The organism is Leptospira idonii, from assembly GCF_004770995.1.
In the GTDB taxonomy this organism is placed as follows: Bacteria; Spirochaetota; Leptospiria; order Leptospirales; family Leptospiraceae; genus Leptospira_A; species Leptospira_A idonii.
Genome location: NZ_RQHW01000032.1, coordinates 1 through 21,215, shown reverse-complemented (window position 1 = coordinate 21,215; position 21,215 = coordinate 1). Strand labels below are relative to the sequence as shown.

Sequence of the window (21,215 nt, the reverse complement as noted above, 5' to 3'; positions counted from 1 at the left end):
TAGCAATATTATATGGAAGAACAAAAGTCGATCAAAGAAACCCTTCAACAAGGGGCATCTGGTGGCGATAAGTCTAAAAAGAAACTTGTCATCAAAAAAAAGCCAGGCTCCGTTGAACCTAAAACAAGCGCTCCCCCAGTTGAGGCGAAATCTAGTTCTTCTGCACCAGAAAAGAAAAAAGATCTCAATGAATTGATTCGTGAAGAAGCAAAAAGACAAGGAGGACTCACTAGTTCTTCCGGTCAGGCTTCCGGCCAAAGCCAAAATTCCGGTTCCGGCCCGCAAGCTCCTTCTCAAAATTCTCCGATTGTTTCCCGCCCGGATCGAAGAAAGGAAGAATTGCCAGACACATCTTCCCCATCCAGATCCTTGGATCGAAAACCGGAATCGATCCTTTCGGGGGATACATCCTCACCTAACTACCGTTCTGACGAACGCAAAGGTGGAGGAAACCAACAAGGTTTTTTTAGAAAAGAAGATAGAAATCCTATCGTTTCCAGACCGACAACTCGCCCGCAAAGAAATGACAGCGGTGGTCAGGGCGGAGGCGGTTACCAAGGTGGCGGCCAAAGAGGACCAGGCCAAGGCGGCGGTGGATACCAAGGTGGCAACAGAGGCGCTCGCCCGATTCAAGGTGGAGCCGGTGGTGCGAAACCGATCGGGGATCCTTCCTTTTCCGGAGGTGCTCCTGCAGGCGGCGGTGCCAGCGGAGTTAACAAGAAAAAGGCTGTCTTCGATAAAGACAAAGGCGGAAGAGAAGAAAAAGATGAGAACACAAAGTTCTTCAAACAAAGTTTCCGCAAACAAAAAGCGCAAGCAGCTGCATTGGCAGCTGTTCCAAAAGAAATCTCTATTTTAGAAAACATCCAAGTGGGTGAGATCGCTAAGAAGCTGAATCTCAAACCGGGTGAAATCATCTCCAAACTCATGAAGATGGGTATGATGGTAACTATCAATAATGTGATCGATGCGGAAACTGCTTCGATCCTTGCAGATGATTACGGTTGTAAGGTGAAGATCGTTTCTCTTTACGATGAAACAGTCATCGAAGAAGAAAAAGACGCACCGGAAGATTATATCACCAGACCTCCAGTCGTTACGATTATGGGTCACGTAGACCACGGTAAAACGAAACTTCTCGATACCATCCGTTCCTCTAGAGTGGCGGAAGGAGAATCCGGAGGAATCACTCAGCACATCGGTGCTTACCAAGTGGAAACGACCCGAGGAAAAATCGCATTCTTGGATACTCCTGGTCACGAAGCTTTCACTAGCATGAGAGCCAGAGGAGCTTCCGTAACAGATATCGTTGTGTTAGTTGTTGCTGCGGATGACGGTGTGATGCCTCAAACCATTGAAGCGATCAACCATGCGAAAGAAGCAGAAGTTCCTATCATCGTAGCTGTGAACAAAATCGATCTTCCTACTGCTAACCCAGAGAAAGTAAGACAAGAATTGTCCAACTATGGTCTCCAACCGGAAGAGTGGGGAGGAACCACAATCTTCTGTGAAATTTCCGCAAAGAACAATATCGGAATCGATAAACTATTAGAAATGATTTTGATCCAAGCTGAGCTTTTGGATCACAAAGCGAACCCAAGACGACGTGCCAAAGGAACCATCGTGGAAGCGAAATTGGATCCGGGCCGCGGCGCTGTGGCAACAGTCCTCATTCAAAACGGAACGTTGCGAGTGGGAGACGCCTTCGTTGCAGGTGTACACGCTGGTCGTGTCCGTGCTATGTATGACGACTTAGGTCACCTCATTAAAGAGGCAGGTCCTAGTTTTCCTGCACTTGTGACCGGTTTGGATGGAGTGCCTGATGCAGGAGCTCCTTTCGATGTGGTGATCGATGATAAGGAAGCGAGAGGAATCTCTCACAGCCGTCAAGATTACGAAAGATTGGGTCAGTCCAAAAACTCCACAAGAGTCACTTTGGACAATATGAGCGAGATCATCAAACAAGGCGCTTTGAAAGAACTCAAAGTCATCATCAAAGCGGACGTAAGAGGTTCTACGGAAGCGGTGAAAGAAGCTTTGGAAAAACTCTCTACTGCGGACGTTCGATTGAACGTAATCCATGCGGGAACGGGAGCGATCGTAGATTCGGATATCATCCTGGCATCCGCTTCGAATGCGATTGTGATCGGTTTCCATACAAGAGCAAATCCGAAAACGGTATCTCTTGCAGAGAAAGAAAAAGTAGAAATCAAATACTACAGCATCATCTACGACGTGGTCAACGAAGTGAAAGCGTCTATGGAAGGAATGTTAGAGCCTGAAAAAGTAGAAAACGTAATCGGTAAAGTAGAGATCCGAGACGTATTCAAAATTTCCAAAGTCGGTAACATTGCTGGTTGTATGGTTAAGTCCGGTAAGGTGACCAAAACGGCAAGCGTTCGTGTTGTATCGAGCCAATCCGGTGAAATCACTTGGGAAGGTAAGATCAAGAACTTGAAACGTATGAAAGACGATGTTCCTGATGTTCTCACTGGTTTTGAATGCGGTATCTTACTGGATGGTTTCAACGACTTCCAAGTAGGAGACGAGATCGAAGTTTACGAGATCAGAGAGATTGCCAGAAAACTTTAGGAAACAAAGAAGATGAATCCGATTCGAAAGAAAAAACTCGAAGCGGAGATTCTTCGCATTCTTGCCACTGCCATTTTGGAAGGGAAGGTGAAAGATCCCAGGGTCTTTCTTCCTTCCTTTCATCGAATCGAACTTACGGACGATTTGAAAAAGGCGACCATCTATTTTACTGCACTTTGTAATAATAACGAAAGAAAAAAACTCACTGCAGGACTTGCTTCTTCCGCGGGTTTTTTAACTTCTCTTGTGGGCAAACAACTTCATTTGCACACCAATCCTCGATTCACATTCGCTTGGGACAACAACTACATCAAATCATTGGAAGTGATTCGACTCATTGACGAATCCAAACCCAAAACTCTATATGAGGAAACTCATCCGGAAGAGGATTCGGAAACATCGGAGGAAGATCCTACGACCTCCGAAGAAGATTGATCGATTTATTCATAGAACTGGAAGTGATGTCCGTAATGGAAAATCCGCCTTTCCCTTGTTCGAATGAATGCAGAGAACAAATCAGAGCAGAAAAGGATAAGATACCGATTCAAATTTTGATCGTATATCCTAAACTATAAAAGAAGATATTGTGGATGATGTGCTGTTGCTGGTGGTGACTGATGAGTTCCCTTTTCACTAAATCATTGGGACTATACTGTGAAATTGCATCCACAATGATCTGGTTTTGATACCCGTAAATTTTGGAAGGATCCGTCACTTTGCCGTCATTGGAATTCGTATCCGCATAAACCCCTTCACTAGGAGTATAACTTGCATTATCCACAAGAGACGGAGTGGCTCTGTACATCATATTCACCGAGAAAAAGTATTTTAAATAGTCGAATTGAAGTTTGGGACTGATGTCACTGATCCCTTTTTTGCGATCCACATTGTCGTTTACATCCGCATAACCTATAACGAGACTAGGAGTGATTCGAAACTCTTCTCCTTTGAAAAACTCATGTGCGAAAGAAAGTCTGTAATTATGAGTTCCCTGGAAAATTCCTCCGTAATCGTTTAACATCTTGTTGTTCATGGAAAATTGAGGATTGAGCCAAGGTAAAAAATTGGGCTTCCATCCTATGATCCAATATCCTCTCATTACGTAGATGGGATCGTTCGCATTGATAAATAAGAACCCTGCGGAGAAAGTTCCTAACTTGGTTTCATGTTCATACATGGCTCTTGTGAAAAGATAGTCCGGCAGCCCGTTTTTTTCTTTTCTGGTTTTTACTTGGTTAGGATCATAAAGAAGAGTATTGTTTCTTAAGGAAGCGTTTATCAAATTGCTTTGGTCCTGTCCTCCGGGAGCGGATTGTAATCTTAAATCCGCATCCGTATTGGTTCTGTCTACTAGAGGATTCATGATCGTCAAACCGAACTTAAACTGTTTCGGTAGTCCCAATACTTCCACACTGGAAGTAAGAAAGTATGCTTCGTAAAAGTCTTTATATTCCGTTTTGTTCCTTCTTGCTTGTCTTTCTCCGAAAAGATCCGAGCCTTGGAAGGCTCCGTCGTTGGAAAGGGATTGAGAAAGTAAAAAACTAAATTCGGGAAGTTCGTTCGGATCTTTCTTTTTTTCCAAAGCACCAGTAGGAAGACTTTCATCCGTTAGCAACTCCGGTATGGTTTCGTTCGCATCCGCAGTGATCTTTTGAATTTTATCTTTTCTGATCCGTGTGATGATTCCCGAAGTGTCTACAAATTCAATCTCCTGTTCCGTAACCTTGTCTATGGTTACTTTTTCAAAAGATCTTCCTGATTTTGTAACTATAGTAGTGGCAAAAATAGGAGAAAAACAAAGCCAAAGAAAGAAGGTTAAGATTGACTTTCGACTCATATTCCCAAGATGGAAAATGGACTCTTTTTCTCATTTCATATTTCAAGAATCTTGAAATATTTATAGTTTATATGCCTCACCAAGAAAGATCAGGTTATTTATTTGTGCGTAAATCGCCGGGACTTACTTCTTCCGATGTAGTCATTCGTTTGAAAAAAAGACTCCATCTGGATTCGATCGGACATACGGGAACTCTGGATCGATTTGCGGAAGGCCTTCTCATCATCCCCTTCGGAGATTACACCACCTTCTCTCAATTGTTTTTAGGACAAGATAAGTCGTATTATGCGGAAGTTCTATTGGGAAAAAAAACGGATTCCGGAGACCCGGATGGGATCGTGGAAGAAGAGTGGGAAGAATCAAAGATCAAATCCTTTATAGAGAAAGGAGTTTGGGGAGAATCATTTTTAGAGAAAGAACTTTCTAACCTGACTTCCTGGACGACTCAAAAAGCACCTAAAATTTCCGCTCTCAAAGTGGGGGGAAGCCGCCAATCCGACTTGGTGAGAACCGGCAGAAAGGTAGTGGAAAAAGAAAGACCCATTCGTATTGAAAGGGTTTGGGACATCCGCCAAACGGAAAAAGGGTTCTCTTTCCGAATTCATGTGAGTTCCGGCACTTACATTCGCAAAATCATACTCGATCTTTCGGAAAAGTGGGAGGTACCACTGCAATTGGAACGATTGGTCAGAGAAACGATCGGCCCTTGGGGTTTGGATTTGGCCACGGACTATGAAATCATTGAAGAATCCCAAGCCCTTCCTTGGCAAAAGGTGCTTCCTCTTCCCGCTAGAATGACGGACGAAAGAGAGAAAAAAGCAGTCATCCACGGAGGATATATCTGGGATAAACTTCCCAAAGCAGGAGAAGATGGATTCTATCTGCTGGAAGAGGGAACCGAATCCATACTCGCATGGTGTCTTTACCAAGGAAAGCCGAGTCATTTGCCCTATCGATATGGAAAAGTATTTTTTGATCCTACCCAAAAAATTATGTTTTCTAAATGAAGGGTTTTTAGATTTTGGAGGAAATATGATCACCAAAGAACAAAAACAGCAGATCATTGCTACCTACGGAAGCAAACCTAATGATACTGGATCTGCAGAAGTACAAATTGCCCTTCTTGATTCTCGCATCAAGGATCTGACAGAACATTTTAAAACAAATAAAAAAGATTTCCACTCTCGTCGTGGTCTCCTTGCACTTGTGAACCAAAGAAAGAGCTTGTTGGAATACCTTAAAAGATCCAATATCGATAGCTATAGAAAGCTTATTGAAAAACTCGGCATTAGGAAGTAATTCCTATGGCGACAGAGTTCACTGGTTCTTGGGGTAGAGATTCTATCACCATCGAAACTGGCAAGTGGGCAAAACAAGCCCACGGCTCAGTTGTGTACAAAACTGGAAACTTAGTTCTTCTCGCCACAGTTTGTGCGGCGGATGAGCCTAAAGAAGGCCAAGACTTTTTCCCACTTACTTGCGAATATACGGAAAAAATGTATTCTGTAGGACGTTTCCCCGGTGGTTACTTCAAAAGAGAAGCAAAACCCGCGGAACATGAAGTCCTTCTTTCCCGTATCCTCGACAGACCTATTCGGCCTATGTTCCCGGAAGGTTATTTTTCAGAAGTTCAATTATTAGTTCAGGTTTTATCTGCCGACAAACAAGTGTCTGTTGCAGGTCACGCCATCAACGCTGCTTCCGCAGCTCTTTCCGTATCTCCTATCCCTTTTGCAGGCCCGATTGCAGGCGCTCGTATCGGTAGAATCAACGGAGAATTCATTCTTAATCCTACCAACGAAGAAATCACTAAGTCCGATTTGGATTTAGTCGTAGCAGGAACAAAAGATGCCATCGTCATGATCGAAGGAGAAGCGCAAGAAATCTCCAAAGAAGATATGATGAACGCTCTTCGTTTCGCACAAGAACAGTTGAAAGTTGCTGTTTCTTTTCAAGAGCAATTGGCGGTTAAACACGGAACTAAGAAAAAAGAAGTAGTTTTGAAAGTTCCCGATAAAGAACTTCATGCCAAAATTAGAGACTTCGCATTTGCTAAATTAGCTGCTGCTAATAAAAATGCAGAGAAGGCAAAACGCAACGAAGACATCAAAAAAATCAATGATGAAACAGTTGCTCATTTCAAAGAAATTTTAGCTCCGGAAGATCATTCCAAAGAAATCAAACATTTCCTTCATGAATTGGAATACGAAGTGGTCCGTGAACTTGTGTTAAACGAAGGGATTCGTTTTGACGGAAGAAAAACGGATGAAATTCGCCAAATCTCCTGTGAAATAGATGTTCTTCCCGGACCTCACGGTTCGGCAGTGTTTACCAGAGGACAAACGCAAAGTTTAGGCGTTATGACTTTGGGAACAACTTCGGATAACCAACGTTATGAAACATTGGAAGGCCCGAAAGAGAAGAATTTTATGCTTCATTATAACTTCCCTGCGTTCTCCGTAGGAGAAGTGAGAAGAAACTCCGGTCCTGGTAGAAGAGAAATCGGTCATGGAAATTTAGCGGAGAGAGCTTTGAAAAAAGTCCTTCCTAGCCAAGCTGATTTTCCTTATGTGATTCGAGTTGTTTCCGAAATTTTGGAATCCAACGGATCTTCCTCTATGGCTTCCGTTTGTTCCGGCACTCTGGCACTTATGGCAGGAGGAGTTCCTATCTCCGCACCTGTTTCCGGAATCGCTATGGGACTTTTCAGTGATGAAAAAGGTCGTTTTGCGGTTCTTTCCGACATCGCTGGAATCGAAGACCACTTCGGAGATATGGACTTTAAACTAGCGGGAACCAAAAAAGGGATTACTGCTTTCCAAATGGACCTAAAAGTAAACGGTCTCGGTTTGGAAGTTCTTCAAAAAGCAATCGAACAAGCGCAAGTCGGTAGAGATCATATCTTGGGAGAAATGAACAAAGCGATTTCTTCCGTGAAGGGAAATCTTTCTTCCAACGCTCCTCGTATCACTTTGAAACAAATTCCTAAAGATAGAATCGGAGAACTCATCGGTCCTGGCGGAAAAATGATTCGTGCCATCATCGAACAATCCGGTTCCGAAATCTCCGTAGATGACAGCGGTAAGGTGACCATCGCTTCTCCTAGCGAAACAGCTAAGGAAAAAGCGATCGCCATGATCGACGGAATCTTTGAAGAAATCGAAGTAGGTAAAATCTACGAAGGTGTCATCAAAAGAATCGCCGATTTCGGCGCTTTCGTGGAAATTCTTCCTGGAAAAGAAGGCCTTTGCCACATTTCCAAGTTAGATGTGAAACGAGTACAATCCGTACGAGACATCGTATCGGAAGGTCAAAAAATCCAAGTTAAGGTGATCTCTGTGGATAAAACAGGAAAGATCGACCTTTCTCGTAAAGACGTGCTTTTGGACAATTAAGACAAATCCCTTCTGAATAGAAGGGAGAGGCTCAAATTTGGCTACTTCTGACGAATTCAAACGTGCGGTTTTGCCGAACGGACTCACCATTCTCTTCCAGCCCATGAAGCATGCCGCTTCCATGGGTGTGGGTCTCTTCGTAAAAGAAGGCTCCCTTGCAGAAACAAAATCAGAGTTAGGTTACTTTCATTTTTTAGAGCACATGCTCTTTAAGGATTCCGAAAGCCGCACTTCCAAACAAATCGCTGCGGAAGTCGAAAGAGTAGGCGGTATCCTCAACGGATCCACAAGCAGGGAATACACTCAATACTATGTGATCGCCATCAAAGACAAGGCGGAACTTGCTTTCGATATCTTATCCGATATGATCTACCGTCCTCTTTTGAAAGAAGACGACATCAAAACGGAAAAAGGGGTAGTGATCGAAGAGATGCGTTCTTATGAAGACGCTCCCGATGACTTCGTTTACGATTACTATTTCAGAAATATATTCAATACATCTCCTTACGGGAGAGACATCATAGGAACTAAAGAATCCGTAACAGGCGTAACACGCAGTTCTTTGGGTAAGTTTTATAAAAAACATTATTTTCCTGCGAATATGGTTCTTTCCGTTTCCGGAAATTTCAAATGGGAAGAAGTGCTTCGACTTGCTAAAAAATATTTTCCTTTCGAAAATCCTAAAGGAAAGGTAAGCGCTCCCGTATCCATAGCATCGCCTAAAAAACAGTATACGAAACATTTAGAAAGACGCAAAATCGAGCAGTTCAATATTATGTTGGGCGCCAGAGGTGTTCCTAGAAGTTTTAAGGATGTAACTGTCACTCAGTTGATGTCCACCATTTTGGGCGGAGGAATGGCTTCCCGTCTCTTTCAAAATATAAGAGAGAAAGAAGGGCTTTGTTATTCGATTTATTCCTTTCCTTCTTTTTACAGAACAACAGGTTTATTCTCCATTTCTTGCGCCACCTCCAAAGAAAAGGCGAATAAATGCGTCAGTTTGATTTTGAAAGAAATAGACATCCTTCTGAAGGAAGGTTTTTCCAAAAGAGAATTGGAAGATGCCAAAAGCAATCAGTTAGGTGGAATGGCGATCGGCTACGAACTTCCTGAGAACAGAATGAACAATATAGGTCTTCAGGAAATTTATTTCGGAAAATACTATTCCCTAAAAGAAAGAATGGCCGCCCTCAAATCAGTCGATCTGGACGAATTGAACGAAAGAATGCGTTATACTTTTACCCTTCCCAGCTTTCATCTTTCTTGTGTTGGGGATATGAAAGACTCCGAATTCCAAAAAATCCCGAATACTTTATGATCCAAGTTCCCGTTCAAATCTTAAAACCTGGAGCGGTTTTGCCCGATAGAAAATCGAATGGCGCGGCAGGATACGATCTGTCCGCTTGTTTGGAATCCGATCTGATTTTACCGGTCGGTGAGGTCGTTTTGGTTCCTACGGGACTTGCATTTGCCATTCCGGACGGGTTCGAGGGGCAGGTTCGTCCTAGATCCGGCTTCTCCACTAAAAATAGAATTTTAATGCCCAATTCCCCAGGAACCATCGATTCCGACTATAGAGGAGAGATCTTTGTTCCTCTATTGAATTTGGGAAAAGCCGACTTCGTTCTGGAACATGGAACTAGAATCGCCCAAATCCTGGTAAAACGGTATGAGGCAGCCGAATTTACTGTGGTATCTACCCTGGAGGAAACCCAAAGGGGAACCGGTGGATTCGGAAGCACCGGAAAATAAACTGAAAATAAATAAGACATAAATTCAAAAAAAGGCACTTACCCTTTTTTGCAAATCAGCCGATAGATCTCGAAAGAGGTGCTATTATATGATGAGGTCACTTTGGACCGGCGCTACCGGAATGATTGCACAACAGTTTCATATCGATACTGTTGCCAATAACCTTGCAAACGTAAATACGACCGGTTTTAAGAAAAATCGAGTCGACTTCGAGGATTTGGTTTACCAACACCAGGTTCTGGCAGGGACTCCCGCAACCTCTGTTTCCGAAATTCCTACGGGAGTGAATGTGGGGCACGGTGTGAAAGTTGCCGCCACACAGAAATTATTCGAAATAGGTTCCTTTCAAGCAACGGGAAATAAATTGGACATCGCACTTACAGGTGAGATGGCATTTTTCAAAATCCAAATGCCGGATGGAACATTCTCCTATTCCAGAGACGGATCTTTTAAAATCGACTCGAACCAACAAGTAGTCACATCTAATGGATATTTGTTGGAGCCTCCCATCATTCTTCCTGAAAACGCCATTTTAAACACTTTGATGATCGGAGAAGAGGGGGAAGTGACCGTAAAGATAGGAAACGACATTCGTCCTACTACAATCGGACAGATTGAACTCTATCGCTTCGTGAACCCGGCAGGTTTGCAAGCAGTCGGAAAAAACTTATTTAGAGAAACTGTGGCTTCCGGCCCTGAAATTCCAGGTATGCCTAGCCAAGAAGGGTACGGAAGTGTTCTTCAGGGATTTTTGGAAATGAGTAACGTTAAAATCGTGGAAGAGATGGTGAACATGATCGTGGCTCAAAGAGCTTACGAATCCAATTCCAAAACCATCCAAACTTCGGATAACATGCTTTCTACGGCAATAGGTTTGAAGAGATAACCGTATCTCTAAGTAAACGATGAATATGTTTCGCGGATTCACGATTCCTTTTTTTCTATATGTCTGTCTTTCCCTTTCTTTCGGGCTTGGTGCAGACACAAACCAAGGAGCCGGAAGAGTTTATTTGAAACCGAAACTGGTCACTTCCAAAACGGAAGTGAGAGCTTCGGAGATTTTGAACTGGAAATCCGCATGGAATCCCGTTTTATACTCCAATCTAAAATCTCCTTTGATTGTGGAACCGGACGAAGTGTCCGCAAAACTTTCCGAGCTTGCCAAAAAGGAAAACCAATCCCAAACAGATTGGGATGTTAGAGGAACTTCTTCTACGATCATTCCTTTGACGGAAGAATGGGACGGAAAGGAAATAGAATCGTATCTTGTTTCTTATTTGGAAAAAGAGGCGGATCTGGATCGAAGCAGATTCCGCTTTCAATACCAGGGAGAAAGTCTTTCCCTTCCTGTAACAGGGGTGGAACTTCAATGGAGAAAGGTTGGAAAAAACCTTCATGGAGGGAAACGATTGTTTCCTTTGGATCTATTCCATAACGGAAAATTGATTCATTCCGTTTCTCTCGGCTTTGTGATCGATGAAAAAAAAGAAGCTTGGTTCACCAAACATCATATCGAATCCAAACACATCATTACTTCGGAAGATGTGGAAAAAAGATCTTTTTTCACATCTGACAACACTAAGGATTACGATTTAAATTCCCCTGTAGGGAAAACGGCTCTCAATGCCATTTTGGAATCGACTCCCATAGAAAAAAAGCAGCTTCGACTTCTTCACACCGTAGAGAGGGGAGGAGAAGTGCAATTGGTTTACACAGTCGGTAATATCATGATCAAAGCCAAAACCAGAGCCTTGGAATCGGGAAATGAAGGTGATGAAATCAGTTTAATGAATGTAACTTCGAATAAAATATTGAAAGGAAAAATTCAGTCGCCTGGTATTTGTTTGTTGGAAGAGGGAAGATGAAAAAGGTTTTTAAACATTCTGTAAAGCTGGTTTTTCATTTTGTGGCACTGCTTTGCCTTTGTTTCTTTTTTCCGGATTTTTTTCAATCATTCAGAGAACAGAATGTTTCTTCAGGAGAATTCTCCTTATCCGCGGAATCCCTATGGAAGGATAAAGATCCGTATTCTTATCCGAAAGCGGTGTCTCCGGGTACTGTGGTAAAAGTGGTTTTAAAATCAGGTTTGAAAGTGGAATATGATTCCGAATACAAGGCCACTTTCGACAACGACATCAAAACCGTGCCCGATAAAAAATTAATTTCAGATCTCCCTTCCTATAACACGAATAATACGTATATGCGCTCGAAAGTGGGCAAGTCCAGAACCAACGGTAAAATTTTAGGCATCATGGCCGTTCTGGTAACTGGAGTGGATCCCGGATCCGGAAATTTGGAATTGGAAGGTTCCAAAACTTTCAATTACGGAGAAGAAAGAATCAACCTTCGTCTCTCCGGCACTATATCTCCGGAAGATCTGGATAAATATAGGAATATATCCAGCGAACAAGTTGCTAATTTGAGAGTGGAGTTCCAAGGGACATTGAATCCTAAGGAGTTGAATTCCCCTAATATACAGATGAAACGAATTACGAATCCGGACGGAACTGTTTCAGAGAGAGCCGAACTTTCCGAAAGGGAAAAACAAGAAATTCTTTTGAAAACCATTAAAAGAGTGTTAGGGGAAAGCACGGAATGAAGTTTCTAAACCATCAGTCTTACCGAAAGTTTATACGTGTTCTAACTGCATTCGTTCTGTCATTCGTTTCCTTCTCTTTGTTCGGTGTGGAAACAAGACTGAAAGATGTTGCCAAAATCAATGCCATTCGGGAAAACCAAGTCACTGGTTTCGGACTTGTAGTGGGTTTAAACGGAACGGGAGACACTAAAAACCCTCTCACGGAAGAAGCTCTTCAAAACTATCTGGCTCAACTGGGAGTGAATACTAAAAAATCACTGAGAGAAGCTAGAAATACCGCAAGTGTTTTGATCACAGCGAATATTCCTGTTCATTTGAAAGAAGGGGATAGAATCGATATCACAGTATCTTCCGTAGGAGATGCCCGTTCTTTGGAAGGAGGAGTGCTTTTACAGTCTCCTTTGAAAGCGGGAAACGGAGACATTATCGCTGTCGCATCCGGTGTGTTAGTGTTCGGTGGTAAGGAAAAAAAGACCAGAGGACTTGCAGAGAAAAAAGGCGGAAGCAACACTGGGATGATACCCCAAGGCGCCATTCTGGAAAAATCTGTTCCCAACCAGCCGGTAGTAAAATCGATCAAAGTCACTCTTATGGATAAAGATTATTCCACAATGAACAGCATTGTGGAAGCCATCACTTCCAATCTGAACGTCAAACCGGAAGTAGTGTCTGCAACGGAAATTTTAGTTCCTCTTCCTAGCGAGCCTGCGGGAACGCAAGGCGGGGAAAACATTGCGCCTAAGATCGATTTGGGTTTTTTATCCAAATTGGAGAATCTAACGATCACTCCGGATAATCCTGCTAGGGTGGTGATCAACGAAAGAACGGGAACCATCGTAATGGGAGCAAATATCGCTATCGATGAAGTGGCGATTTCGCAGCAAGGACTCACCATTCAGGTCGCAAACAACCAAAAGATGCGTTATTTTTTCCCGATTCAGGAAGAATCTAAGGGAGAATCCGTTTTTGTTCTAAAAGAAGCTACACAAGTTTCAGATATTGTCGATGCTTTAAATAAGGTAGGAGCGAGCACGAAGGACATCATTTCCATTTTGGAAGCTTTGAAAAAGCAAGGTGCCTTGAGAGCGGAACTCATCATTCAGTAGGGAAACATGGATATATTTTCTGTACAAGATTATTCGGGTCGTATGAGTCGTTCTCGTGATGAGAACATCATCGGAAGAATGAATTCATTGAATTCCAAAGCAAACCAATCCGTTTCTTCCGAAAATAAGTCCGAGTTCCAAAAACTTCTGGAAAATAGAAATGACCTTCCCGGTCGTTTCAGCAGTTCCCAATTGACTGTTACTCAAAATATCAGAGAAGAGATCTCGAACGATCCTTACAGAAAAAAGTTGTACGATGCTTCCGTCGAATTCGAATCCGTTTTCGTGAAGATGATGCTGAAGGAAATGAAGAATTCAGTGCAGAAAGAGAAACTCATCGACGGGGGGTATGCGGAAGAGATTTTCGAAGATATGCTTTACGACGAATATTCGAAAGAAATTTCCAAAAACGAGTCTCTCGGCCTTGCGGAGCAAATTTACAAACAAATGTCTGCTATGCTCCCTCCGGCCAAAAATAATTCTTACAAATAGATAGTTAAATTATGTTTTTGAATTCAATCGACTGAAGCTGGGTTTTCAGCTTTGTCTCGATCGATTTTAATTCCGCTCCCAGTTTCACCATAGACTTATCCACTTCCTTAGGCGCTCCCAAACTCATTGAGATGGTTTGATCATAGAGTTCCTGAAGATCAACCTGTTCTTTTAATTTTACAGGAGATAACTTTCCTTTGTCGGTTTGAACGATAAAACCTGCAGTTTCCAAAGAACTCAAAATGAGTTTTAGATCTTTTTCGGGAATAGTCAGTTCTTTTCTGATCGTATTTTGATCGATTAGATTTCCCGTTTTTTCCTGATATTGATAAACATGAACCAAAAACCTTACAGTATGATAAAACTCGTGTTTTACGAACGTATCTACGTTTTCAAAAGGATGTCTTGGCAAAATGTATCTGTCCGGGAATTGAATCGTGGCAGTCACTTCCGCACCGAAAAGAACGATCATCCCTATACTGTAGATGGTAAGTAAAAAGATGGGGATGGCGGCCAAAGCTTTGTAAATCAACATGGTTTTTTCCGTAAAGGAAGTGATGTAGATATTGATGAAACCCCAGAAGAAGATGATTAGAATGATTCCCGTTATGGCAGAGCCGATAAACGATGCTTTGACGGGAACCTTGGTATTGGGGATGATCGTATAAAGCAGAACGAAAAACAACCAAAGAGAAATCAAAGGCAGCAGAATTTGCAGGATCGAATATAAGGAAAAAAACTTAGAACCACCTTGGTATCGTTTCCAAACAGTCATACCGTTCACATCGTTCTCTACTCGGATGATTTTATTGTACTCTCCCACACCGATGATTCCGAGCATAGATTCGTTGAGTTTTGTCTCTTCTGGTTCCTTGATCTCTGTTTCGACGGATTCTTCACCTGTCATTTGCACGGAAGAATCGATTGCGTCTAGGGATTGTTTTTCGGAGAGAAGGATGAGATCTAATATGTTTCCACCTTTCGATTTGTAAGCCACATACCAGGATTCTCCTCCGTCTTCCGAGATGAGAATGTCTCCTAGGCTGTTCAAGACGAAGATATCGAAATCTCTTTTTTGGGAAGAGCTGAATACCCAAACTCTTTCGTAGGAATATCTTTTGTGGTTTAGATCTTCCCAACTGTTTCCACCGTCTCTGGTTCGGAAGATGGCGCCGTTGTCTCCCACGACGAACCCTACGTCCCTGTTCGCGAAGGATATATCGTTTAGGGTTTTTTTAGCGATGACCTGAGGATTAAAATTATTTCCACCGTCTTGAGTTCTCCATAGACGTCCTTCGCGGTCCAGAATGAATCCGTCTTTGTCCGTAAAGAAGCGAACGCGAACAGGTGTTATGGATCTGTCCGTAAAACGTTTCACTTCCTGGATTTTTTTACCGACGTCGTATCGCAGGGTTCTTGTATCTTCCGTAAGGATAAAAATAGTATCGTCGTCCACGACTCCGAAGTCTCTGACGGAAAGATTTTTTAAAGAATGTACATGCCATTTTTTTCCTTCGTCGAAACTGAATAATAAGGTTCCTTCTTCTGAAATTGTATATAAGTAAGGGCCTTGGGAACGAATTCGGAAAAAGTTCTCTTTGCCTATATTCGGCTTTTTGCATGTTCCCGTTTCTATCTCTTCGAAATCGACGCATAACATATTTTCATAATCGATGGAATCATTGGGAATGAAGGAGATTTTTTCCTTCAAATCGGAGACTACTCCTATGTATCCTTTTTCTCCAGCCACCCAAAGTTGCCCGCTCTTGGTATAAACAATGGATTTTAAATGGGGCGCTCTTACCGTATCGGTCAGTTTGTCCGAAATCCCTTTTCCCACTACGAACAGAAGAGGGCCGAAAGAGATTAGGAAAAAATACAATACGAATTTACTGATAAAACTTCTATGAAGATCGATTTTCCAAATGCTATGGAACGCTTTTTCCAAAGATCGCAAAACAGCCGTTGCAGAGAAGATGAATACGATGAAACCGACGGCACCGATTTGTGAAGCAGTGTTGATGATGTCGCTTAGAGTTTCCCAGTAGGGAGTAATATCCACCTGGATGTTGTTTTTGATGAGAAATCCGTTTACGTCCTGAAAGATTTGATCCTGTCTGGTTTGAATTCCCGATGCAACAGTGAGAAGCGCGAATGCCACGGTTAAGGTAGGAACCAAAGTCACTATTGCTGTGTAGGCTAGTCCTGAAGCCATCGTTAAACAGTCGTCTGCGATGAACCTGTGGATGGAAACCAAGATCAGTCTGATCCCCAGGACTAGCTTTCTTCTAATTCCGTTTTTTTCTGGAACAGCTGTTAGTTTAATTAAGAGGGACTGAGCCGGAGAGTGATTCATGTAAACCTACCTGGAACGAAATGAGTAAAGGACGTGACTGGAGGTCATAGGAAAACCTTCTTTTTTCCACTTGGAACGGAAATGGTAATAACCGATTCGAAACCATTGCAGATAGTCGGATAATTTTCTGAAATTCCCTCTCGACTTTAAAAGTTTAGCGGAAAGGGGAAAGTCCACTCCAAAGTATGAAATAAAGCGGTCAAATCCCTTCTCAGTCAATATCTTTTTAAGAAGAGCATCCGAATAATAAAATACGTGGCCAGGCATATAGTAGTGATAGGCGGAACCAGCATCTTTTGCCTGCCATGCTTCGAAATTAGCGGTTTGCAGGAGAAGAAGACCTCCCGGTTTTAAAATGCGGGAAAGTTCACTAAAGACCAGTTGAGGTTGTTCCAAATGTTCTATGACTTCCACCAAACTGATCACATCAAAATGTGAGTCAGGAAATTTTGCTTCCAGCAAAGATCCGTTAAATGTTGGGATTCCGTTTGCGTTCGCATGAGAGGAGGCAAACGAAGATATCTCCACTCCCTGCACTTCGAATCCGAAGAGGGAAGCTCTTTTGAGAAATCCTCCGAAAGAGGAACCTACATCCAGAAACCTTCCTTGGGGTATGAATTTTCGGATATTCTTAATTCGGGCATCCCAAACATAAGAGTGGAACTTTTCCGTATTTCTTTCATCTACGTAGGAATATTCCGCCTTTCCTGAATAATATTCTTCTGTATAAAGGGTTGTCTGTTCCGGGCGGGGGTATAAGGATTGAAGTCCGCAAGTATTGCATTTAACAATGGATAAATCTTTGTGCTGCCCTGTAGTTTTGTATAAAAACTGCCAATCACAGTTTCCTGAAGTAGGGCATTCTTGTCTAAGAGAGGAGAAATCCGTGGGATTAACCCTTTTTCTGCGCTAAAAAAAACCAGTGGCAAATGCGTTCTTCCAATTTACCCAAAGGAGTTCTTTCGCTGTATCCGATTTCCACGTTCGTAAAGCCGGATAAAAAAAGTTTCAGATCTTCCAGTTCGTATGTTTCCGCATAACCTCCCTTTAGATCCTGAAGATTCATTTCTCCCGAATCGATTTTAAGATGCGTGTCCGTATTCGCACGAATGGAACCTAACAAATATCCGCCTTTGTCTAAAGAAGAATGAAGTTCTTTTAGCATCGATTTGGCGGTCTCTCTTTGGTTGTAATGAAAGACTCCCCAAGAAACGATGAGTCCGAATTGATTTTCGGAAAAAGGATAGGGAAGGGACTCCGTATGGTAAAGTTGGACGGGAAGATTTTGATTTTTGATTTGTGCGATGGATTCGGAAGAGGAATCGGAAGCGGACACTGTGTAACCTTTGTCCAAAAGAAGATAAATATGTCTTCCCGAACCGGTTCCAAAATCAAGCGCTTGTTTATTTGTATGGGATACTTTGGAAAGAAGCCGTACTAAATTTTCGTCCGGATAACTGAGTTTGGACTTATCTTTCTGATAATGATGATCCCAGACATTTTTCATGCGTTCAAGCGGTCTTGCAGATGGGAAACCCATTCGGAAGAGGAAACTTTTTTTGTCGTAGAGATTCCGTAAACATAGGCTCTTTTCGCATTTCCTTCTAATTTTTCCAAAGAAGTCCCCGGTTTGAGAAGTTCGTCTTTGAAAAAAATGGTTTCTCCTTCTTCCAAGGGAAATTCCGGTTCTTCCGCAACTAATTTCTGTTTTTTGGAAGGAATTCTGAATAGAATGACTGAGGTTTTGGTCTTATGTGGGGATTTGATCAGAAACTTTGTTTTCGGTTTTTCTCCCACGTAGAGAGAGATTAAGTCTTTGAAATAAGAATATCCGTAATGTTCTTTTAATAGATGTTCTGCGATAAATTCCCCTCCCACTTCAGGAGCGGATTCCATCAAATAACATTCTCCGTTTTCGTTGATTTTAAATTCTGCAACGAAAGGGCCGTTTTGTAGTCCGGTTGCATTTACGATGGACTGACAGATCATTTTGATCTCTCCCGTCATATCGATCCGACGAGAAGGGGCAATGTGGGCGATTTCCAGAAAAGGGGGTTCACCTGTGGTAATTTTATCCGTTAAAGATAGAATATGAAATTTTTTAGAAATTACGAAACCAAGAACAGTGACTTCGTCTCCGTCGATTTTGGATTCTAAAATCCATTGATCCGTTTTGGCTGATTTTGAAAACTCGGACCAGTCTTTTTCCCCTTCCAAAATTTGAATTCCTTTTTTGCCAAAACCTGAAGAAGGTTTGGCGATCAAAGGAAAGGAAAGATCTGTTTTCTTTTTTTCGGATTTTTTTTTGTCCGGGAGTGCTTGGGATTTAGGAACTAGGATTCCTTGTTTTTCCATCAGAACTTTCATTTTCTTTTTATTGGAAAAAAGAGAAACCGCCAAACTGGAGTTACCTGGCAGCTTCAGCTTTTCGGAAAGATAGGATGCAGAAAAGGATGCGGAACCGAAAGAACGAGTACCTACACCTAAGAGTTTGTTGGTGAGAGGAACCTTTCCCATGGAAAGGAGGATTTTGCGGTATTCGCTTGTGGATTCCAAGATACGAATGTCGCAGTCTTCGAACCCGGGGGCAGTGGAATTTTTATCTACCCCGATGATATGAAGGTCACGTTCTTTTGCGGCACGAATGAGAGGGATTTGGTTTTTTCCCGCTCCGATAGAAATAAAGCTACCTTCGAGAGGTTTCATCCTCTAGGAACCACGGCTTCCGCCTCGGCGTTGTACTCCCGTATTTCCCCCGCCTCCTTGGGCTTGTTTCCCAAAGATATTTTTTTGGCCGGTGGAGAGGTTCTTTTGTTTATCAGTCGATGCGTTTTGCGCCGCTAGATCTTCCTGTTTTACAACCACGATCTTTTTGCCTTCGATTTCCTTTCCGTTCAAAGCTTGGATCGCTTTTTCTGCGGAGGCTTCGTCCATCTCTGCGGAACCGAAACCTAAAGAAACCTTGGTGATTTTATCTCTTTTGATTGTGACACTGGTGACAGAACCATGCGCTACCAGTAGGGCTTTGAGCTGGTCTTCGGAAAGACTTTGGGGAAGGTTGCCAATCGATAACTTCATAAAGGATACTTATGAATAATAAGGAATATAAAAAATTTCAAGTCTTTTTTGACTATGTCCCATTTCAGGGAAGATTACTTTTGCGTTCTAACAAAGGAGGGACGTTCCCTCCTTTCACCTAACGAAATGGTTTAGTTGTAACCGTTGCCTTTGCATTTTCCTCCCTTGACGGTCGAATCCCAGTAGCATCCTTCTTTTTTTTCACATTTCGTGCTTTCTTTGATCTTCTGGCATTGTTTGTGGGTTTTTTCATCGACTTTATCGGGATTTAGGGCGGGAGTTCCCTCGCCGGATTCCACCTTGCTTTCTATTTGGCAGGCAAAATCATCCGGTTCGCATTCTGCCAAAAGCGGGGAAATGGAAGAGATTAAGGAGAGAAGGAATAAACTTAAAAGAAATCTACGCATATTTTTACCTCTTTTCTGTATGAAACAGGGATTTTTTTGCAAAAAATTGACAAAGTCAATCTCATTTTTTTTGTAATCTTCCATTCTTTTTTAACTATGTCCCATTTTCTCTTTAGGAGATTTCGGAAACGGCCGAAGGGATAGTATCGGAAGAGGGAAAGTATGATTCGAGGACTCTATACAGGCGCAAACGGAATGATCTCGCAACAGGTGAGGATGGATGTAATTGCAAACAATCTTGCCAATGTGGATAAAACCGCATTCAAAAGGGATACTACTGTTTTTAAAACCTTTCCTGAGATGTTGTTGCACCGATTTTCGGAAGACGGAATCGGCAAAACCCCAATGGGTTCTTTCGATACGGCACCTGTAATCGGTAAACTTGGATTTGGTGCGGAAGTGAACGAGGTGTATACCCGCTTTGAGCAAGGCGCCGTAAAAAAAACCGACAATCATTTTGACTTGATGCTGCAGGATCAGCCGGGAAGTGAAAACCCCGCTTTCTTTTCCGTACAAACCAACCGAGGTGAAAGACTGACCAGAAGCGGAAGTTTTGTTCTCGATAAGAACGGTTATGTGGTGACTCCCCAAGGATTTCCTTTGTTAGGAGAGAAAGGGCCGATCCGAGTGAACCAAGGAAATTTTCTTGTGAAAGAAAACGGAGAGGTTTATGTGAACGGCAGGATCGGAACCGATCCCAAAGACGGAACGAATGTTTCCGAAAACAGATACGACCAACCAGTACTCATTGACCGGTTAAAGATTAGAACTGTAGAGAACCCCAGACATTTAGATAAGGAAGGGGATTCTTTTTATGCGGATACTCCCGAATCGGGGGAGCCGACTCCTTTTCCCGAAAGACTTTCTCCTCAAATTTTACAAGGATTCTTAGAAGCATCTAATGTTTCTGTGGTGACCGAGATGGTGGATATGATCGAAGTCAATCGCGCCTACGAAGCCAATTCGAAAACGATGCAGACTCAAGATTCCCTTTTAGGAAGGTTGTTCGAAGTCATTCGTTAGTTGGCATTCCCTAGCACCAAACCGCACAACTGGTTCACCTGTAAATTTACTTGAATGAACCAGTTTCTCCATCCCAACGGCCTGAATGGATTTGATGAATGATAGCTCATTCAGGTAGAGTTGTGAGAACTTAGGCTTTATATAACAATAAGCACTAAAAGCAGATTTGAGTATTCTCTGATTACCTTCAGCAACTTGATTGTGAATAGAAAATTTACTCCAACGATTTTTAGAGAACTTGTACCTTTTATCTTTACTATGAGCCTGATGATTTACAGTTCTATGTTTTTTATAAATTCCCCAAAGCCAAGGATAACCTTCATCGCTAAATAATGGAGATTCATTCTTTGTTCGGAGCGTTTATTGCCGGTTCGATGATTCCTGCCAATCATAAGATTAGAAAGATCATCATAGGTAAATTCCAAGATGTAAGTACGCTCTTTCTGCTTCCTTTGTTTTTCTCGGATTCTTATGCAGCAGATTTTTCGACGCAAATGGAATCCTGACGAAGGCAGGGATGCCGGAGTTCGGGAGTCGAAACAGGAAGTTTCGCGACCGAGAGCGTGAAGTATATTTCG

General features: G+C 42.4%; 20 protein-coding genes and 1 pseudogene. 14 read left to right on the top strand and 7 right to left on the bottom strand.

Annotation, left to right across the window (positions count from 1 at the left end):
* Positions 1–12 precede the first annotated feature (12 nt).
* Positions 13–2,592, top strand: a complete 2,580-nt coding sequence (infB, locus tag EHS15_RS09370; protein ID WP_135760307.1) for a translation initiation factor IF-2 — start codon at positions 13–15, stop codon at positions 2,590–2,592.
* Between the two features lie 12 nt (positions 2,593–2,604).
* Positions 2,605–3,027, top strand: a complete 423-nt coding sequence (gene rbfA, locus EHS15_RS09365; RefSeq protein ID WP_135760306.1) for a 30S ribosome-binding factor RbfA — start codon at positions 2,605–2,607, stop codon at positions 3,025–3,027.
* Between the two features lie 109 nt (positions 3,028–3,136).
* Here the strand turns inward: rbfA and EHS15_RS09360 are convergent, their stop codons facing one another.
* The gene (locus EHS15_RS09360; protein WP_135760305.1) at positions 3,137–4,429 is read right to left on the bottom strand and encodes a hypothetical protein; all 1,293 of its coding nucleotides are present in this window, start codon (positions 4,427–4,429) and stop codon (positions 3,137–3,139) included.
* 71 nt (positions 4,430–4,500) lie between these two features.
* Here EHS15_RS09360 and EHS15_RS09355 point away from each other — a divergent pair, with 71 nt between their 5' ends.
* The 10 genes from EHS15_RS09355 to EHS15_RS09310 all read left to right on the top strand — a co-directional run bounded on the left by EHS15_RS09355 (position 4,501) and on the right by EHS15_RS09310 (position 13,773).
* Entirely contained in the window at positions 4,501–5,436 is a 936-nt protein-coding gene (locus EHS15_RS09355; protein WP_135760304.1) for a pseudouridine synthase family protein, read from the top strand.
* 25 nt (positions 5,437–5,461) lie between these two features.
* Positions 5,462–5,728, top strand: coding sequence for a 30S ribosomal protein S15 (gene rpsO, locus EHS15_RS09350; RefSeq protein ID WP_135760303.1), 267 nt, complete (start codon positions 5,462–5,464; stop codon positions 5,726–5,728).
* Between the two features lie 5 nt (positions 5,729–5,733).
* On the top strand, positions 5,734–7,824 hold the full coding sequence (gene pnp, locus EHS15_RS09345; protein ID WP_135760302.1) for a polyribonucleotide nucleotidyltransferase: 2,091 nt from the start codon (positions 5,734–5,736) through the stop codon (positions 7,822–7,824).
* Positions 7,825–7,861: 37 nt separating this feature from the next.
* Positions 7,862–9,142, top strand: a complete 1,281-nt coding sequence (locus tag EHS15_RS09340; protein WP_135760301.1) for a M16 family metallopeptidase — start codon at positions 7,862–7,864, stop codon at positions 9,140–9,142.
* The gene (gene dut / locus EHS15_RS09335) at positions 9,142–9,576 is read left to right on the top strand and encodes a dUTP diphosphatase (protein WP_135760352.1); all 435 of its coding nucleotides are present in this window, start codon (positions 9,142–9,144) and stop codon (positions 9,574–9,576) included. The genes EHS15_RS09340 and dut overlap by 1 nt, the downstream gene beginning before the upstream one ends.
* 88 nt (positions 9,577–9,664) lie before the next feature.
* Positions 9,665–10,462, top strand: a complete 798-nt coding sequence (gene flgG / locus EHS15_RS09330; RefSeq protein ID WP_135760300.1) for a flagellar basal-body rod protein FlgG — start codon at positions 9,665–9,667, stop codon at positions 10,460–10,462.
* Between the two features lie 25 nt (positions 10,463–10,487).
* On the top strand, positions 10,488–11,441 hold the full coding sequence (gene flgA, locus EHS15_RS09325) for a flagellar basal body P-ring formation chaperone FlgA (RefSeq protein ID WP_167884197.1): 954 nt from the start codon (positions 10,488–10,490) through the stop codon (positions 11,439–11,441).
* Complete coding sequence (locus EHS15_RS09320) at positions 11,438–12,175, top strand: flagellar basal body L-ring protein FlgH (protein WP_135760298.1); 738 nt, start codon at positions 11,438–11,440, stop codon at positions 12,173–12,175. Before flgA ends, EHS15_RS09320 begins: the two co-directional genes overlap by 4 nt.
* Positions 12,172–13,281 (top strand): flagellar basal body P-ring protein FlgI, encoded by a 1,110-nt coding sequence (locus EHS15_RS09315; protein ID WP_135760297.1) that lies wholly within the window; start codon positions 12,172–12,174, stop codon positions 13,279–13,281. The genes EHS15_RS09320 and EHS15_RS09315 overlap by 4 nt, the downstream gene beginning before the upstream one ends.
* Before the next feature lie 6 nt (positions 13,282–13,287).
* Entirely contained in the window at positions 13,288–13,773 is a 486-nt protein-coding gene (locus EHS15_RS09310) for a rod-binding protein (RefSeq protein WP_135760296.1), read from the top strand.
* A 4-nt stretch (positions 13,774–13,777) separates the two neighbouring features.
* Here EHS15_RS09310 and EHS15_RS09305 read toward each other — a convergent pair whose 3' ends face one another.
* The 6 genes and pseudogenes from EHS15_RS09305 to EHS15_RS09280 all read right to left on the bottom strand — a co-directional run bounded on the left by EHS15_RS09305 (position 13,778) and on the right by EHS15_RS09280 (position 19,614).
* On the bottom strand, positions 13,778–16,129 hold the full coding sequence (locus EHS15_RS09305) for a YhjD/YihY/BrkB family envelope integrity protein (protein WP_135760295.1): 2,352 nt from the start codon (positions 16,127–16,129) through the stop codon (positions 13,778–13,780).
* 6 nt (positions 16,130–16,135) lie between these two features.
* A pseudogene (locus tag EHS15_RS09300) lies at positions 16,136–17,014 on the bottom strand (class I SAM-dependent methyltransferase); the annotation flags it as partial.
* A gap of 7 nt (positions 17,015–17,021) precedes the next feature.
* Positions 17,022–17,636 (bottom strand): class I SAM-dependent methyltransferase, encoded by a 615-nt coding sequence (locus EHS15_RS09295; protein ID WP_135760293.1) that lies wholly within the window; start codon positions 17,634–17,636, stop codon positions 17,022–17,024.
* Positions 17,633–18,835 (bottom strand): ATP-grasp domain-containing protein, encoded by a 1,203-nt coding sequence (locus EHS15_RS09290; protein WP_135760292.1) that lies wholly within the window; start codon positions 18,833–18,835, stop codon positions 17,633–17,635. The genes EHS15_RS09295 and EHS15_RS09290 overlap by 4 nt, the downstream gene beginning before the upstream one ends.
* Positions 18,836–18,838: 3 nt before the next feature.
* On the bottom strand, positions 18,839–19,207 hold the full coding sequence (locus EHS15_RS09285) for an RNA recognition motif domain-containing protein (protein ID WP_135760291.1): 369 nt from the start codon (positions 19,205–19,207) through the stop codon (positions 18,839–18,841).
* 131 nt (positions 19,208–19,338) lie between these two features.
* Positions 19,339–19,614 (bottom strand): hypothetical protein, encoded by a 276-nt coding sequence (locus EHS15_RS09280; RefSeq protein ID WP_135760290.1) that lies wholly within the window; start codon positions 19,612–19,614, stop codon positions 19,339–19,341.
* Positions 19,615–19,776: 162 nt separating this feature from the next.
* On the opposite strand from EHS15_RS09280, the gene EHS15_RS09275 reads away from it, so the two are divergent.
* Both EHS15_RS09275 and EHS15_RS19100 read left to right on the top strand, forming a co-directional pair.
* Positions 19,777–20,637 (top strand): flagellar hook-basal body protein, encoded by an 861-nt coding sequence (locus EHS15_RS09275; RefSeq protein WP_135760289.1) that lies wholly within the window; start codon positions 19,777–19,779, stop codon positions 20,635–20,637.
* Positions 20,638–20,984: 347 nt separating this feature from the next.
* The gene (locus tag EHS15_RS19100; RefSeq protein WP_167884196.1) at positions 20,985–21,143 is read left to right on the top strand and encodes a hypothetical protein; all 159 of its coding nucleotides are present in this window, start codon (positions 20,985–20,987) and stop codon (positions 21,141–21,143) included.
* Positions 21,144–21,215: the final 72 nt, after the last annotated feature.

Coding starts and splice junctions, on each gene's coding strand:
- EHS15_RS09295 (WP_135760293.1), bottom strand. CDS start 17,636: ATGAAAAATGTCTGGGATCATCATTATCAGAAAGATAAGTCCAAACTC.
- rpsO (WP_135760303.1), top strand. CDS start 5,462: ATGATCACCAAAGAACAAAAACAGCAGATCATTGCTACCTACGGAAGC.
- EHS15_RS09320 (WP_135760298.1), top strand. CDS start 11,438: ATGAAAAAGGTTTTTAAACATTCTGTAAAGCTGGTTTTTCATTTTGTG.
- EHS15_RS09315 (WP_135760297.1), top strand. CDS start 12,172: ATGAAGTTTCTAAACCATCAGTCTTACCGAAAGTTTATACGTGTTCTA.
- EHS15_RS09305 (WP_135760295.1), bottom strand. CDS start 16,129: ATGAATCACTCTCCGGCTCAGTCCCTCTTAATTAAACTAACAGCTGTT.
- pnp (WP_135760302.1), top strand. CDS start 5,734: ATGGCGACAGAGTTCACTGGTTCTTGGGGTAGAGATTCTATCACCATC.
- EHS15_RS09275 (WP_135760289.1), top strand. CDS start 19,777: ATGATTCGAGGACTCTATACAGGCGCAAACGGAATGATCTCGCAACAG.
- flgG (WP_135760300.1), top strand. CDS start 9,665: ATGATGAGGTCACTTTGGACCGGCGCTACCGGAATGATTGCACAACAG.
- EHS15_RS09290 (WP_135760292.1), bottom strand. CDS start 18,835: ATGAAACCTCTCGAAGGTAGCTTTATTTCTATCGGAGCGGGAAAAAAC.
- EHS15_RS09285 (WP_135760291.1), bottom strand. CDS start 19,207: ATGAAGTTATCGATTGGCAACCTTCCCCAAAGTCTTTCCGAAGACCAG.
- EHS15_RS09280 (WP_135760290.1), bottom strand. CDS start 19,614: ATGCGTAGATTTCTTTTAAGTTTATTCCTTCTCTCCTTAATCTCTTCC.
- flgA (WP_167884197.1), top strand. CDS start 10,488: ATGTTTCGCGGATTCACGATTCCTTTTTTTCTATATGTCTGTCTTTCC.
- EHS15_RS09355 (WP_135760304.1), top strand. CDS start 4,501: ATGCCTCACCAAGAAAGATCAGGTTATTTATTTGTGCGTAAATCGCCG.
- infB (WP_135760307.1), top strand. CDS start 13: ATGGAAGAACAAAAGTCGATCAAAGAAACCCTTCAACAAGGGGCATCT.
- rbfA (WP_135760306.1), top strand. CDS start 2,605: ATGAATCCGATTCGAAAGAAAAAACTCGAAGCGGAGATTCTTCGCATT.
- EHS15_RS09310 (WP_135760296.1), top strand. CDS start 13,288: ATGGATATATTTTCTGTACAAGATTATTCGGGTCGTATGAGTCGTTCT.
- EHS15_RS09360 (WP_135760305.1), bottom strand. CDS start 4,429: ATGAGTCGAAAGTCAATCTTAACCTTCTTTCTTTGGCTTTGTTTTTCT.